Annotated in this window: 16 protein-coding genes; 10 read left to right on the top strand and 6 right to left on the bottom strand. The window is 64.6% G+C overall.

All coding sequences use genetic code 11. From position 1 onward, the window contains the following. Positions 1 to 88: 88 nt before the first annotated feature. Positions 89 to 1,063 (bottom strand): cysteine synthase A, encoded by a 975-nt coding sequence (cysK, locus tag AC0SZ7_RS25865; RefSeq protein ID WP_475507044.1) that lies wholly within the window; start codon positions 1,061 to 1,063, stop codon positions 89 to 91. A 124-nt stretch (positions 1,064 to 1,187) separates the two neighbouring features. On the opposite strand from cysK, the gene AC0SZ7_RS25860 reads away from it, so the two are divergent. The 3 genes from AC0SZ7_RS25860 to AC0SZ7_RS25850 all read left to right on the top strand — a co-directional run bounded on the left by AC0SZ7_RS25860 (position 1,188) and on the right by AC0SZ7_RS25850 (position 4,416). Further along, positions 1,188 to 2,267 carry a DUF748 domain-containing protein gene (locus tag AC0SZ7_RS25860; protein WP_475507043.1) on the top strand — a complete coding sequence of 360 codons (1,080 nt, stop codon included), beginning with the start codon at positions 1,188 to 1,190 and terminating at the stop codon, positions 2,265 to 2,267. Between the two features lie 114 nt (positions 2,268 to 2,381). After that, positions 2,382 to 3,227, top strand: a complete 846-nt coding sequence (locus AC0SZ7_RS25855) for an AAA family ATPase (RefSeq protein WP_027977089.1) — start codon at positions 2,382 to 2,384, stop codon at positions 3,225 to 3,227. A gap of 10 nt (positions 3,228 to 3,237) precedes the next feature. After that, the gene (locus AC0SZ7_RS25850) at positions 3,238 to 4,416 is read left to right on the top strand and encodes a vWA domain-containing protein (protein WP_416426514.1); all 1,179 of its coding nucleotides are present in this window, start codon (positions 3,238 to 3,240) and stop codon (positions 4,414 to 4,416) included. 69 nt (positions 4,417 to 4,485) lie between these two features. On the opposite strand, the gene AC0SZ7_RS25845 is transcribed toward AC0SZ7_RS25850, so the two are convergent. From AC0SZ7_RS25845 to AC0SZ7_RS25835, 3 genes are read right to left on the bottom strand one after another with little or no spacing between them, the layout of a single operon-like run. Next, on the bottom strand, positions 4,486 to 5,013 hold the full coding sequence (locus AC0SZ7_RS25845; protein ID WP_475507042.1) for a DUF2937 family protein: 528 nt from the start codon (positions 5,011 to 5,013) through the stop codon (positions 4,486 to 4,488). A 10-nt stretch (positions 5,014 to 5,023) separates the two neighbouring features. Next, complete coding sequence (locus AC0SZ7_RS25840) at positions 5,024 to 5,800, bottom strand: class II glutamine amidotransferase (protein ID WP_475507041.1); 777 nt, start codon at positions 5,798 to 5,800, stop codon at positions 5,024 to 5,026. Between the two features lie 18 nt (positions 5,801 to 5,818). Further along, positions 5,819 to 6,325 carry an MFS transporter gene (locus AC0SZ7_RS25835; RefSeq protein WP_475507040.1) on the bottom strand — a complete coding sequence of 169 codons (507 nt, stop codon included), beginning with the start codon at positions 6,323 to 6,325 and terminating at the stop codon, positions 5,819 to 5,821. Positions 6,326 to 6,445: 120 nt separating this feature from the next. On the opposite strand from AC0SZ7_RS25835, the gene AC0SZ7_RS25830 reads away from it, so the two are divergent. Next, positions 6,446 to 8,500: a S9 family peptidase gene (locus tag AC0SZ7_RS25830; protein WP_475507039.1), complete on the top strand. Its 2,055-nt coding sequence runs from the start codon at positions 6,446 to 6,448 to the stop codon at positions 8,498 to 8,500. Positions 8,501 to 8,611: 111 nt separating this feature from the next. Then, positions 8,612 to 9,082, top strand: coding sequence for a cyclic nucleotide-binding domain-containing protein (locus tag AC0SZ7_RS25825; RefSeq protein WP_475507038.1), 471 nt, complete (start codon positions 8,612 to 8,614; stop codon positions 9,080 to 9,082). Between the two features lie 51 nt (positions 9,083 to 9,133). Here the strand turns inward: AC0SZ7_RS25825 and AC0SZ7_RS25820 are convergent, their stop codons facing one another. After that, a complete protein-coding gene (locus tag AC0SZ7_RS25820) occupies positions 9,134 to 9,412 on the bottom strand; it encodes a hypothetical protein (protein WP_475507037.1) in 279 nt (92 codons plus the stop codon). 84 nt (positions 9,413 to 9,496) lie between these two features. Here AC0SZ7_RS25820 and AC0SZ7_RS25815 point away from each other — a divergent pair, with 84 nt between their 5' ends. The 4 genes from AC0SZ7_RS25815 to AC0SZ7_RS25800 all read left to right on the top strand — a co-directional run bounded on the left by AC0SZ7_RS25815 (position 9,497) and on the right by AC0SZ7_RS25800 (position 11,600). Next, positions 9,497 to 10,183: a spermidine synthase gene (locus AC0SZ7_RS25815; RefSeq protein ID WP_475507036.1), complete on the top strand. Its 687-nt coding sequence runs from the start codon at positions 9,497 to 9,499 to the stop codon at positions 10,181 to 10,183. A 135-nt stretch (positions 10,184 to 10,318) separates the two neighbouring features. Further along, a complete protein-coding gene (locus AC0SZ7_RS25810; protein ID WP_473004300.1) occupies positions 10,319 to 10,684 on the top strand; it encodes a YajD family HNH nuclease in 366 nt (121 codons plus the stop codon). A gap of 6 nt (positions 10,685 to 10,690) precedes the next feature. Beyond that, positions 10,691 to 11,161, top strand: coding sequence for an RNA methyltransferase (locus tag AC0SZ7_RS25805; RefSeq protein ID WP_027977079.1), 471 nt, complete (start codon positions 10,691 to 10,693; stop codon positions 11,159 to 11,161). A gap of 64 nt (positions 11,162 to 11,225) precedes the next feature. Then, entirely contained in the window at positions 11,226 to 11,600 is a 375-nt protein-coding gene (locus tag AC0SZ7_RS25800) for a YgaP family membrane protein (protein ID WP_475507035.1), read from the top strand. Between the two features lie 62 nt (positions 11,601 to 11,662). Here AC0SZ7_RS25800 and AC0SZ7_RS25795 read toward each other — a convergent pair whose 3' ends face one another. Continuing rightward, positions 11,663 to 12,112: a YcgN family cysteine cluster protein gene (locus tag AC0SZ7_RS25795; RefSeq protein ID WP_416426530.1), complete on the bottom strand. Its 450-nt coding sequence runs from the start codon at positions 12,110 to 12,112 to the stop codon at positions 11,663 to 11,665. A gap of 179 nt (positions 12,113 to 12,291) precedes the next feature. Between AC0SZ7_RS25795 and AC0SZ7_RS25790 the strand changes: the two genes are divergently transcribed. Then, positions 12,292 to 12,885 carry a nitroreductase family protein gene (locus AC0SZ7_RS25790; RefSeq protein ID WP_475507034.1) on the top strand — a complete coding sequence of 198 codons (594 nt, stop codon included), beginning with the start codon at positions 12,292 to 12,294 and terminating at the stop codon, positions 12,883 to 12,885. The last annotated feature ends 96 nt before the right edge of the window (positions 12,886 to 12,981 follow it).

The following is a 12,981-nucleotide window of genomic DNA, read 5'->3' as shown; positions in this document are numbered from 1 at the left end:
CTAAACAGCCGCTCCGGACGAGATTCATTATTGCGTGGCGCGCAAGGACGGGTCTTGAGGCATATCAATAGCTCCCACAACCGCCAGGTTACTGCTGGTTTTCTGCCTCGGTGAACAGGTCGGCGAACAGCATGCTCGACAGGTAGCGCTCGCCCGAGTCCGGCAGGATCACGACGATGGTCTTGCCCTGCATTTCCGGCTTCTCGGCCAGGCGCACGGCGGCGGCCATGGCGGCGCCACAGGAAATGCCGCACAGAATGCCTTCTTCCTGCATCAGCCGCAGGGCCATGGCCTTGGCTTCATCGTCGCTCACCAGCTCCACGCGGTCCACCAGCGACAGGTCGAGGTTCTTCGGCACGAAACCGGCCCCGATGCCCTGGATCTTGTGCGGGCTGGGCTTGATCTCTTCACCGGCGATGGCCTGGGTGATGACCGGCGAGCCGATGGGTTCGACCGCCACCGACAGGATCGACTTGCCCTGGGTGTGCTTGATGTAGCGCGAAATACCGGTGATGGTGCCGCCGGTGCCCACGCCCGCCACCAGCACATCCACGGCGCCGTCGGTGTCGTTCCAGATTTCCGGGCCGGTGGTCTTCTCGTGAATGGCCGGGTTGGCCGGGTTGCTGAACTGCTGCGGCATGAAATAGGTTTCCGGGTTGGCCTTGGCCAGCTCCTCGGCCTTCTCTATGGCGCCCTTCATGCCCTTGGCGGGCTCGGTCAGCAGCAGCTCGGCACCCAGGGCCTTGAGCACCTTGCGGCGCTCGATGCTCATGGAGGCCGGCATGGTCAGCACCAGCTTGTAGCCACGGGCGGCAGCGACGAACGCCAGGCCGATGCCGGTGTTGCCCGAGGTGGGCTCGATGATGGTCATGCCCGGCTTGAGCTTGCCGCTGCTTTCAGCGTCCCAGATCATGTTGGCACCGATGCGGCACTTGACCGAATAACCGGGGTTGCGGCCTTCGATCTTGGCCAGCACGGTCACGCCGCGCGGGGCGATGCGGTTGATCTGCACCAGCGGCGTGTTGCCGATGGAGTGCGCGTTGTCAGCGAAAATGCGGCTCATGGCAGGAGGTCCTTATGCACCAGCGTAAAAATTCAAGGGTAAGCCCGGGGGCCGGGCGAGTCCAGTGCGAACGGATCCGGTGGCCGCAGGTCAATGCCTGTATACGGTCCTGGACATGCGCATCATGAAACGTCGCTACAGTTGGCCCTTGTGGACGGTGGCAGCCATTGTACTGCTGCTGGTCGTGGTGCATGTCGCCCTGCCCTACGTGGTGCGCAACTACCTCAACGACAAGCTGGCCGACATGGGCGCTTACCGCGGCCATGTGGCCGACGTCGACCTGGCGCTGTGGCGCGGCGCGTACAAGATCAATGGCCTGGAAATCGTCAAGGTCGACGGCAAGGTGCCGGTGCCGCTGCTGACCGCGCCGCTGATCGACCTGTCGGTGAGCTGGTCGTCGCTGTGGTACGACCACGCCGTGGTGGCCAAGGCGGAGTTCGTCGATCCGGAGCTTAACTTCGTCGACGGCGGGGCCAACAAGCAGGCTTCGCAGACCGGTGCCGGCACCGACTGGCGCGCGCAGATGAACAAGCTGCTGCCCATCACCCTCGACGAGGTGCGCATTGACAACGGCACCATTACCTTCCGCAACTTCAGCTCCAAGCCACCGGTAAAACTGTCGGCCGACCAGGTCAACGCCAGCATTTTCAACCTCACCAACGTCGCCGACAAACAGGGCAAGCGCAACGCCCGCTTCGAAGGCCATGCCCGGCTGTTCGGCCAGGCACCGCTGGAAACCACCGCCACCTTCGACCCGTTCAGCAACTTCGAGGACTTCCAGTTCCGCCTGCGCGCCACCGGCATTGAACTGCGCAAGGTCAACGACTTCTCCAGCGCCTACGGCAAGTTCGACTTCAACGCCGGCACGGGCGATGTGGTCATTGAGGCCACGGCGAAAAAGGCCCAGCTCACCGGCTACATCAAGCCGTTGCTGCACAACGTGGAAGTGTTCAACTGGCAGCAGGACGTGGAAAACAAGAACAAAGGGTTCTTCCGCTCGGTGTGGGAAGCCATCGTCGGCGGTACCCAGACCCTGTTGAAGAACCAGAACAAAAACCAGTTCGCCACCCGCGTCGACCTCAGCGGCAGCGTACACCGCCAGGACATCAGCGCCCTGGAGGCCTTCTGGGAAATTCTGCGCAACGGTTTCGTCCAGGCGTTCAACGCCAAGTACGAGCAGGCACCGCCGAAAGAGGGCGGCTGATTGGCGCTGCCGTGTTCATTCAGCGACTGAATAGTGGTGCTGCGTTCACATTCGACCGGGCCGCGCGTTATAGTCGCTGCAATAACAAACTCCCGGAACAGAGGACAGGCACACATGAAGTTCGAAGGCACCGCGGCATACGTCGCCACAGACGACCTGAAACTGGCGGTGAACGCGGCCATCACCCTGCAGCGCCCGTTGCTGGTGAAGGGTGAGCCGGGCACCGGCAAGACCATGCTCGCCGAGCAGCTGGCCGAATCCTTCGGTGCGCGCCTGATCACCTGGCACATCAAGTCCACTACCAAGGCTCACCAGGGCCTGTACGAGTACGACGCGGTGAGCCGCCTGCGCGACTCGCAGCTGGGCGTGGACAAGGTGCACGATGTGCGCAACTACCTGAAGAAAGGCAAGCTGTGGGAGGCCTTCGAGTCCGAGGAGCGGGTGATTCTGCTGATCGACGAGATCGACAAGGCCGACATCGAGTTCCCCAACGACCTGTTGCAGGAACTCGACAAGATGGAGTTCTACGTCTACGAAATCGACGAGACCATCAAGGCCAAGCAGCGCCCGATCATCATCATTACCTCGAACAACGAGAAAGAGCTGCCGGACGCCTTCCTGCGCCGCTGCTTCTTCCACTACATCGCCTTCCCCGACCGCACCACGCTGCAGAAGATCGTCGACGTGCACTACCCCGACATCAAGAAAGAGCTGGTGAGCGAGGCTTTGGACGTGTTCTTCGACGTGCGCAAAGTGCCAGGCCTGAAGAAAAAACCGTCCACCTCGGAGCTGGTGGACTGGCTGAAGCTGCTGATGGCCGACAACATCGGCGAAGCGGTGTTGCGCGAACGCGACCCCACCAAGGCCATTCCGCCGCTGGCCGGCGCGCTGGTGAAGAACGAGCAGGACGTGCAGCTGCTCGAACGCCTGGCGTTCATGAGCCGGCGCGGCAACCGCTGAGGGGCCTGCCATGCTGCTCAACCTGTTCAACGAGATGCGCGCCGCCAAGGTGCCGGTCTCGGTGCGTGAACTGCTGGACCTGATCAACGCCCTGCAGGCGCGGGTCACCTTCGCCGACATGGACGAGTTCTATTACCTGTCGCGGGCCATCCTGGTAAAGGACGAGCGCCATTTCGACAAGTTCGACCGCGCCTTCGCCGCCTATTTCAACGGCCTGGAGAAGCTGGATGACCACCTGCAGGCGCTGATTCCCGAGGAGTGGCTGCGCAAGGAATTCGAGCGCAGCCTCACCGACGAGGAGCGCGCGCAGATCCAGTCCCTGGGCGGCCTCGACAAGCTGATCGAGGAATTCAAGAAGCGCCTGGAGGAACAGAAGGAGCGCCATGCCGGTGGCAACAAGTGGATCGGCACTGGCGGCACCAGCCCGTTCGGCTCCGGCGGTTTCAACCCCGAGGGCATCCGCGTCGGTGACGCCGGGAAGCGCCAGGGCAAGGCCGTGAAGGTGTGGGACCAACGCGAGTACAAGAACCTCGACGACCAGGTGGAGCTGGGCACGCGCAACATCAAGGTGGCCCTGCGCCGCTTGCGCAAGTTCGCCCGCCAGGGCGCCGCCGAGGAACTGGACATCGATGGCACCATCGACCACACCGCGCGCGACGCCGGCCTGCTGAACATCCAGATGCGCCCCGAGCGGCGCAACACCGTCAAGCTGCTGTTGCTATTCGACATCGGCGGGTCCATGGACGCCCACGTGAAGATCTGCGAGGAACTGTTCTCGGCCTGCAAGACCGAGTTCAAGCACCTGGAGTACTTCTACTTCCACAACTTCGTCTACGAGTCGGTGTGGAAGAACAACATGCGCCGCACCTCGGAGCGCACGGCCACCCAGGACCTGCTGCACAAGTACGGGCCGGACTGGAAGGTAATCTTCGTCGGTGACGCGGCCATGGCGCCGTACGAAATCACCCAGCCGGGTGGCAGCGTCGAGCACTGGAACGAAGAGGCCGGGTATGTGTGGATGCAGCGCTTCATGGAGAAGTACAAGAAGCTGATCTGGATCAACCCCTACCCCAAGGACACCTGGGGCTACACGGCGTCGACCAACATCGTGCGCGAGTTGATCGAGGACCAGATGTACCCGCTGACCTTGCGCGGCCTTGAAGAAGGGATGCGATTCCTGTCCAAATAGTGTGGGAGCTGGCTTGCCAGCGAGCTGTTGAGGCCCAAAAGCTCGCTGGCAAGCCAGCTCCCACAGCGGCTAGCGCCAGTGCTCGGGCACTTCGCCCTTGTACTTGCGCACGCCGTACAGGGTCCAGGCCGGCAACATGATCAGGCACTCCAGCACCAGCGCCAGCACGAAGGCCACGCCCACGCCCCAGCCGATGGCTTCAGGCACCAGCAGCACCTGGTAGGTGTAGCCGTTGAGGGTTTCCTGGCTGATTTGCGGGTCGGCGGCGGTCAGCACGTGCCAGTCGCGAACCCACCAGGGGCCTTGCAGGGCCATCCACTCGTTATCCAGCGCCTGGTGGCGGTTGATCAGGGTGCCCAGGCTTTGGCTGTCGCTCTGGAACACCGGGTCAGTGCTGTCGCGGTAGTGGGCGATCAGCGCCTGCAGGTCACCGTTGAAGAACTTGTCGGCAGTGTCCTGGAAACCGCGCAGGCTCTGCTGCGCTTCCATCAGGTGGGCTTCCACGCGATGGGCGTAATCGTTGATCAGGCCGGGCACTTGCACGCCCAGCAGCAGCCCGACGGCGAACAGCACCAGTCGTAGATAACTTCGCAGCATGTGTGGCTTCCTAGTCGGTGGCGCCCCGGAGCACGCACTCGCCACGGCGCCAAAGCGCCCATTGGCCGGGTTCGTAGCAGTTCCAGGTTTCGTTGTCGGTCAACGGTTCGGTGGTAATCACCGAGACCACGTCGTTGGGGGTGGTCTCGGCCTGGAAGTCGACAGTCACGTCCACGTCCTTGAGCCGGGCCGGGCCAAACGGCGCGCGCCGGGTGATATGCGCAAGTTTCGTCGAGCAGAAGCAGAACAGCCAGTCGCCGTCGCTGAGCAGGCCGTTGAACACGCCCTTGGAACGGTAGTGAGCACAGGCCTCGACCAGGGTGGGCAGCAGCTGTTCGATTTCCACCGGTTCGGGGAAGGCTTCGCGCACGCGGTTCAACAGGTCGCAGAAGGCCGCTTCGCTGTCCGTGTCGCCCACTGGCCGGTAGAAAGTGGCCGCCGGGTTGAAGTCGGCCAGCTGGCCGTTGTGGGCGAAACACCAGTTGCGCCCCCACAGCTCACGCACGAACGGGTGGGTGTTGGACAGGCAGACCTTGCCGACGTTGGCCTGGCGAATGTGGCCGATCACCACTTCGCTCTTGATCGGGTAGCGCTGCACCAGTTCGGCCACCTGCGACTCGCTGCTTGCGGCCGGGTCCTGGAACAGGCGCAGGCCGCGGCCTTCGTAAAAGGCAATGCCCCAGCCGTCGCGGTGCGGGCCGGTGCGGCCGCCGCGCTGCATCAGCCCGGTGAAGCTGAAGACAATATCGGTCGGCACGTTGGCACTCATGCCCAGCAATTCACACATGGCGGCTCTCTTGATCTGTTACAGGCGTGGCTCGACCCGCATGCGCCCGGCCGGGCTGGGTGGGGTCGGGGTCGGCGGCGTGCGGCCATAGCGGTCGCCGGCACCGAACGGCTCGTCCGGCTCGTCACGGCGCTGGGCGTCGGCCTTGGCCAGCGCTTCGTCGCGGGCTGCCTGTTCAGCGCGGCGCGCGCGGCTGCTGCGCTCGATGGGCCAGCGGATTAGGGCGTAGATCACGTACAGCACCAGGGCGATCAGGCTGTACATGGCCAGGTCCGACATGGCCGGCAGCGCGTGCCCGGCATCCTTGAACAGGATGTCCAGGCCGGTCATGGCCACGGCCGGGGCGAACATGCCCTTGCCCGGGTCGACGATGGTGGGGGTGAACAGCAGCACTGCCATCACGATGCGCAGTGGCTGGCGCAGCCAGCGCCAGATCCAGGTGGTCAGGCGCAGCCATACCATCAGGCAACCGAAGGCGGCGAAGGCGTAGATACCCCAGGCGAGGAAATAGTCGTTCTCGGTCATGGTGTCCGTGGCAAGGCAGGCAAATAGGCGCTTATGATAACGACTTTTCGCCGTGCAGGCGCCCCCCATGCCAAATGGCCCGCCGGGCGCCGCCAAAACCTACTGCAAAGTGAGCCGCCCATGCCCCCATCAGCCACCGCCCCACGCGCCCCGATCGCCCGCAAGGCCGACGGCGCCGACCCGTACGCCTGGCTGCAGGAACGCGACAGCGACGAGGTACTGGATTACCTGAAGGCCGAAAACGCCTACCAGGAAGCACAACTGGCCGACCAGGCCGAGCTGCGCGAACAGCTGTTCGAGGAAATAAAGGGCCGTATCCGCGAGACCGACCTGTCGCTGGCCTCGCCCTGGGGCCCGTACCTGTACTACACGCGCACCACCGCCGGCGACGAATACGCCCGCCATTACCGCTGCCCGCGCCCGGCCGACGACAGCCCCACCGTGGATGAAAGCCGCGAAGAGCTGCTGCTGGACCCCAATGAACTGGCCGCCGGCGGCTTCCTGTCCCTGGGCGCGTTCAACATCAGCCCCGACCACCGCCTGCTGGCCTACAGCCTGGATACCAGCGGCGACGAAATCTACCGCCTGTACGTGAAGGACCTGACCAACGGCGCCATCACCGAGCTGCCGTTCGACGACTGCGACGGCAGCATGACCTGGGCCAACGACAGCCAGACGCTGTTCTTCGGCGAGCTGGACGACACCCACCGTCCGCACAAGCTGTACCGTCACCGCTTGGGCAGCGACGCCTGCGAACTGGTGTTCGAGGAAACCGATGGCCGCTTCTTCCTGCACTGCTACCGCGCCAGCTCCGAGCGCCAGCTGATCCTGCTGCTGAACAGCAAGACCACCAGCGAGGCCTGGGTGCTGGACGCCGAGCACCCGCAGCAGGCGTTCCAGTGCCTGGCGCCACGGGTGGAAGACCACGAGTACTACCCTGACCACGGGCAGCTCGACGGCCAGTGGACCTGGTTTATCCGCAGCAACCAGGACGGCATCAACTTCGCCCTGCTGCAGGCGCCGGACGACGGCCAGGTGCCAACCCGCGAGCGCTGGCAGCCGCTGATTGGCCACCGTGACGAGGTGATGCTCGAAGGCGTGACCCTCAACGCCCACGCCTTCACCCTGAGCCTGCGCGAAGGCGGCCTGCCGATCATCGAGGTGCACCCACAGGGCCTGGCGACGTATCGCGTGCAACTGCCGGACGCGGCCTACAGCCTGCACGTATCCGATAGCCTGGAGTTCGTCAGCGAGCGCATCCGCCTGCGCTACGAGGCGCTGAACCGCCCCGCCCAGGTGCGCCAACTGGCCTTGGCCACCGGTGAACAGAAAGTGCTGAAGGAAACCCCGGTGCTAGGCCCGTTCGACGCCGACGCCTACGTCAGCCAGCGCCTGTGGGCCACCGCCGGCGACGGCACACGCGTTCCCATCAGCCTGGTGGTGAAACGCGAAGCGCTGGGCCAGCCAACCCCGCTGTACCTGTACGGCTACGGCGCCTACGGCGAAAGCCTCGACCCGTGGTTCTCCCACGCGCGCCTGAGCCTGCTGGACCGTGGCGTGGCCTTCGCCATTGCCCACGTGCGCGGCGGCGGCGAACTGGGCGAGGCCTGGTACCGCGCCGGCAAGCAGGAGCACAAGGGCAACACCTTCAGCGACTTCATTGCCTGCGCCGAGCACCTGATTGCCCAGGGCCTGACCACCAGCGACCAACTGGCCATCAGCGGCGGCAGCGCCGGCGGCCTGTTGATCGGTGCGGTGCTGAACCAGCGTCCCGAACTGTTCAAGGCGGCCATCGCCGAGGTGCCGTTCGTCGACGTGCTGAACACCATGCTCGACCCCGACCTGCCACTGACCGTCACCGAGTACGACGAATGGGGCAACCCGGAAGAGCCTGAGGTGTACGCGCGCATCAAGGGCTACGCGCCCTACGAGAACGTCAGCGCCCAGGCCTACCCCGCCACCCTGGTGGTGGCCGGCTACAACGACAGCCGCGTGCAGTACTGGGAAGCGGCCAAGTGGGTGGCGCGCCTGCGTGATACCAGGACCGACGACAACCTGCTGCTGCTCAAGACCGAGCTGGGCGCCGGCCACGGTGGCATGAGCGGCCGCTACCAGGGCCTGCGCGACGTGGCGCTGGAATATGCGTTCGTGTTCAAGGTGCTGGGCCTGGCCTGAGCGGGAACTTTGCCTTGCCATGATGTCTGAGTGACATCTTTCACATGCCAGCCGGTTCCCGCCGCCTACACTTGAAGGCGGGAACCGTGCGTATAACAAGACCGTGATGCCATGCCAGATCCGACCTACCTGAATAACGAAATCCGCGACATGCTCATGGACTGTGGGCTGTTCAACACCTTGCTACCAGCCGACTGTGCGGCGGCGGCAGGCTATTTCATCATCACCAGCATCAAGCAGGGCGAGGAAATATTCCACGAAGGCGATGCCGGCACCTTCATGTGCATCATTCACCGCGGCCTGGTGACGGTGCAGAAGACCGGCAACGGCGACCGTCCGGTGCCCGTCGCCACCTTGCGCAAGGGTGCCTTCGGCGAGATGGCGGTGCTCGACGGCGAGCGCCGTTCGGCCACCTGCGTGGCGGCCAGCGACTGCGTGCTGTTGAACCTGGGCAAGGACTCGCTGGAGAAGATGCTCAACGACTCACCGAAAGTCGCCGCCAAGATCATTCGGGCATTGGCGGTGGCCATGTCCAAGCGCTTGCGCATGGCCGACGGGCAGTTGCTGTCGCAGAATCCTTGAGCGCGCACTGACGCGGCCGGCGGCCGCTGCTACAGGTTGTGTATTGCGCCGTCAGGGCGCTGGCGGCTTGTTGGGTGACTCCACCGCCGGCAACGGCGCATCCTTCGGCGGCCCCGGCACCACGATGGGCGGCAGCAACGGCGCGGTGCCGTTGCCGCCACCGGCCTTGGGCGTGATCGGCGTGCTTACCTGCGGGTAAGGGGTGGGCGTGGGCGTGCCCGGGGCACCGCTGCTGGGCGTGAGCACATTGGCTGGCACATCTTCCAGCGCCTGCGCGCTGCCAATTCCCAGCGCAAGCGCGGCAATGCCCGATACAATAAGCGACTTCATCGACGGCTCCCCGGCCTGTGGCCCGTAATGGCCCCAAGGCTACTCCCTGCCGCGCCTGCTGTCCCCTCCCCCTGCGAGATCCCCATGAAACGTTTTGTACTGCTGGACACCACGCCGATCCCCGACAACGGCGGCGCCCTGTGCCTGTTCGAGTACGGCGAGGATTTCGTCATCAAGATCCAGGGCGGCGACGGCGGCCAACTGATGAACACGCGCATGCACGGTTCCGAAGACGCCCTGGCCGAGATCCCCTGCCGCAAAGTGGCCGGTCGGCCGAACTCGCGGGTGTTGATCGGCGGGCTGGGCATGGGCTTCACCCTGGCCTCGGCGCTCAAGCACCTGGGCAAGACCGCCGAGGTGGTGGTGGCCGAGCTGGTGCCCGGGGTGGTGGAGTGGAACCACGGCCCGCTGGGCGAGAAAGCCGGCATGCCAGTGCTGGACCCACGTACCACCATCGTCCAGGCAGACGTGGCCAAGGTGCTGCAGGCCGAGCCCCAGGGCTTTGACGCGATCATGCTCGACGTCGACAACGGCCCCGAGGGGCTGACCCAGAAAGCCAACTCCTGGCTGTATTCCATCGGTGGCCTGGCCGCCTGCGCCAAGGCGCTGCGGCCCAAGGGCATCCTGGCCGTGTGGTCGGCCAGCGCCGACCGCCAGTTCAACGAGCGCCTGCGCAAGGCCGGTTTCAAGGCCGAAGAGGTGCAGGTGTTCGCCCACGGCAACAAGGGTACCCGGCACACCATCTGGATCTGCGAAAAGCTGCACAAATAATCCGTAGCAGCTGCCGCCAGGCTGCGTCCTGGCAACCGCAGTGCCTGCGGACGCAGCCTGGCGGCAGCTGCTACGGGTTCCTGTGGTTTTCGCGGTAGAATGCGGGCTGACCGTCATTATTCCTGAGGTGAACCCATGAGTTCGTCCACGCCCCATACCGCCAAGCTCGACCGCATCCTGGCCGACGCCCAGCGCGAGCGCGAAAGCGGCTACCGCGACAAGGCCCTGAAGATGTACCCGCACGTGTGCGGCCGTTGCGCCCGCGAGTTTGCCGGCAAGCGCCTGAGCGAACTGACCGTGCACCACCGTGACCATAACCACGACAACAACCCCCAGGACGGTTCCAACTGGGAACTGTTGTGCCTGTACTGCCACGACAACGAACACGCCCGCTACACCGACCAGCAGTATTTCGGCGACGGCTCCCTGAGCACCCCGACCATTGCCAAGGCCACCCACAACCCCTTCGCGGCCCTGGCCGGGATGCTGAAAAAGGATTGACCCGGCGTGGCCAACAAGCGTTACAGCTGCATCGGTCTGTTCAACCCCAAATCCCCTGAAAACGTCGGCTCGGTGATGCGAGCCGCCGGCTGCTATGGCGTCAATTCGGTGTTCTACACCGGCAAGCGCTATGAGCGCGCACGGGATTTCGTCACCGACACCAAGCGTATCCACTACGACATTCCGCTGATCGGCATCGACGACCTGCAGAAGATCATCCCCCTGGGCTGCACGCCGGTGGCGGTGGAACTGGTGGAAGGCGCGCGGCCGTTGCCCGAGTACACCCACCCTGACCGCGCCATCTACATCTTCGGCCCCGAAGACGGCTCGCTGGACCAGAGCGTGCGCGACTGGTGCGAAGACACCATCTACATCCCCACCGAAGGTTGCATGAACCTGGCGGCGACGGTAAACGTGGTGCTTTACGACCGCATGGCCAAGGGCTTGAACACCCGCTCGGGACCAAAATTCAAGTAAGCCGAGGGAACAGCGGCGAACCTTGCCGGTCTGCTACTGAACAGCGCCCATCAGGAGAAGCAACATGAGCGACAACCAGCACCTGGAAGTCTTCGACACCATCGCCCGCCCTGCCCCGTCCGCCGAGCACAACGTGCACGGCTGGGAACGCGCAGGGTCGGTTGCTACCGGCATCGTCATGGTGGGCAAGGGGCTGCGCCGCGGCGGGCTGTTCGGCCTGATCCAGGTGGCCATCGGCGGCGTGGCCCTGGCCCGCGGCCTCACTGGCCACAGCGCCACCAAGGCGCTGATCGAGCACAGCCGCCAGGAATTCGATGGCGTGCGCGCGAAGATCGAGCGTGCCGGCGAAGAGTTGAGCAAGTTGCAGGAAAACGCGGTGAAGGCCACCAAGACCGCGACCATTACCGGCGACATCGAACTCAAGTCCCCGAAGGCTTGATACAACTCCCGTAGCAGCGGCCGCTAATGTGGGAGCGGGCAGAGCCCGCTCCCACATTAGCGTCAGCCGGCGCGGAAGATCAGGTAGTCTTCCCAGTCATCCTCGTCCACGTCCTTTTCGCTGATCATCCGCCCCGACTGCGAGATGTGCTTCTTGTGCACTTTCTTGCGGTCGCCGCTCACCAGGTGGTGCCAGTTGGGCAGGTCCTTGCCCTCGCTGACCAGACGGTAGCCGCAGGTCGGCGGCAGCCACTTGAATTCGTCCGCCTGCCCTGGCGTCAGCTGGATGCAGTCCGGCACCTTGGCCTTGCGGTTGGGGTAGTCGGTGCACTGGCAGGTCTTGAGGTCCAGCAGCTGGCAGGCGATGCGGGTGTAGTAGACGCTGTTGTCTTCCTCGTCCTCGAGCTTTTGCAGGCAGCACAGGCCACAGCCGTCGCACAGCGATTCCCATTCAACCGGGTTGAGCTGGTCGAGGGTCTTGGTCAGCCAGAAGCGATCGACGTTTGCGGGCATGTAGCGGTTTTCCTGTTTCGAGTTGCACTCCCACCGGCACCCGGTGGAAAAGGCCGCCAGTCTAGTGCCGCGCGGGCCCGAGGCCAAGTGCGGACGACATCCGGTCAACACTTCACTTGTCAGGCGGGGCCATGGCGCAGTAGTTTCGCTGTTTTCCGCACACTTCACAGGAAGCGTCCATGAGTGCCAACCCACGTATTGCCGAGCTCGGTATCCACGAACAGTTCATCAACCGCTGGTCGCCGCGCGCCTTCAGCGACGAGACCATCGCTGAAGAAACCCTGCTGAGCTTCCTGGAAGCCGCACGCTGGGCGCCGTCGGCCTACAACTCGCAGCCGTGGCGCTTCCTGTACGCGCGCCGTGGCACGCCGAACTGGGAACGCTACCTGGGCCTGCTGAACGAGTTCAACCGCAGCTGGGCCCAGCACGCCTCGGCGCTGGTGATCATCATCTCCAAGACCACCTTCACCGCCCCCGGCGCCACTGAAGAAACCCCGGCGCTGTGGCACACCTTCGACACCGGTTCGGCCTGGGGCCACCTGGCGCTGCAGGCCAGCCTGAGCGGCTGGCACACCCACGGCATGGCCGGTTTCGACAAGGAACTGACCCGCAAGGAACTGAAAGTGCCGGAAGGCTACGAGCTGCACGCCGCCATTGCCATCGGCAAACTGGGCGACAAGGCCAGCCTGGCTGATTACCTGCAAGCGCGCGAAACCCCAAGCCCGCGTCGCCCGCTGAGCGAGCTGGCGGCTGAAGGTGATTTCACCCTGTAAGCGGTGTGAGGCCGACGCGGCCTGGCGGCCGCTGCTACAGGTTTCGTAGCAGCGGCCGCCAGGCCGCGTCCGGGGCGCCGCACAACCCCCCCGCCA

This window comes from Pseudomonas sp. JC1203 (assembly GCF_056175065.1).
This window is presented reverse-complemented; position numbering and strand designations above follow the sequence as displayed.

Excerpts from the sequence above, each read along its gene's own strand:
- cysK (WP_475507044.1), bottom strand. The coding sequence starts at position 1,063 with ATGAGCCGCATTTTCGCTGACAACGCGCACTCCATCGGCAACACGCCG.
- AC0SZ7_RS25860 (WP_475507043.1), top strand. The coding sequence starts at position 1,188 with ATGAAACGTCGCTACAGTTGGCCCTTGTGGACGGTGGCAGCCATTGTA.
- AC0SZ7_RS25855 (WP_027977089.1), top strand. The coding sequence starts at position 2,382 with ATGAAGTTCGAAGGCACCGCGGCATACGTCGCCACAGACGACCTGAAA.
- AC0SZ7_RS25850 (WP_416426514.1), top strand. The coding sequence starts at position 3,238 with ATGCTGCTCAACCTGTTCAACGAGATGCGCGCCGCCAAGGTGCCGGTC.
- AC0SZ7_RS25845 (WP_475507042.1), bottom strand. The coding sequence starts at position 5,013 with ATGCTGCGAAGTTATCTACGACTGGTGCTGTTCGCCGTCGGGCTGCTG.
- AC0SZ7_RS25840 (WP_475507041.1), bottom strand. The coding sequence starts at position 5,800 with ATGTGTGAATTGCTGGGCATGAGTGCCAACGTGCCGACCGATATTGTC.
- AC0SZ7_RS25835 (WP_475507040.1), bottom strand. The coding sequence starts at position 6,325 with ATGACCGAGAACGACTATTTCCTCGCCTGGGGTATCTACGCCTTCGCC.
- AC0SZ7_RS25830 (WP_475507039.1), top strand. The coding sequence starts at position 6,446 with ATGCCCCCATCAGCCACCGCCCCACGCGCCCCGATCGCCCGCAAGGCC.
- AC0SZ7_RS25825 (WP_475507038.1), top strand. The coding sequence starts at position 8,612 with ATGCCAGATCCGACCTACCTGAATAACGAAATCCGCGACATGCTCATG.
- AC0SZ7_RS25820 (WP_475507037.1), bottom strand. The coding sequence starts at position 9,412 with ATGAAGTCGCTTATTGTATCGGGCATTGCCGCGCTTGCGCTGGGAATT.
- AC0SZ7_RS25815 (WP_475507036.1), top strand. The coding sequence starts at position 9,497 with ATGAAACGTTTTGTACTGCTGGACACCACGCCGATCCCCGACAACGGC.
- AC0SZ7_RS25810 (WP_473004300.1), top strand. The coding sequence starts at position 10,319 with ATGAGTTCGTCCACGCCCCATACCGCCAAGCTCGACCGCATCCTGGCC.
- AC0SZ7_RS25800 (WP_475507035.1), top strand. The coding sequence starts at position 11,226 with ATGAGCGACAACCAGCACCTGGAAGTCTTCGACACCATCGCCCGCCCT.
- AC0SZ7_RS25795 (WP_416426530.1), bottom strand. The coding sequence starts at position 12,112 with ATGCCCGCAAACGTCGATCGCTTCTGGCTGACCAAGACCCTCGACCAG.
- AC0SZ7_RS25790 (WP_475507034.1), top strand. The coding sequence starts at position 12,292 with ATGAGTGCCAACCCACGTATTGCCGAGCTCGGTATCCACGAACAGTTC.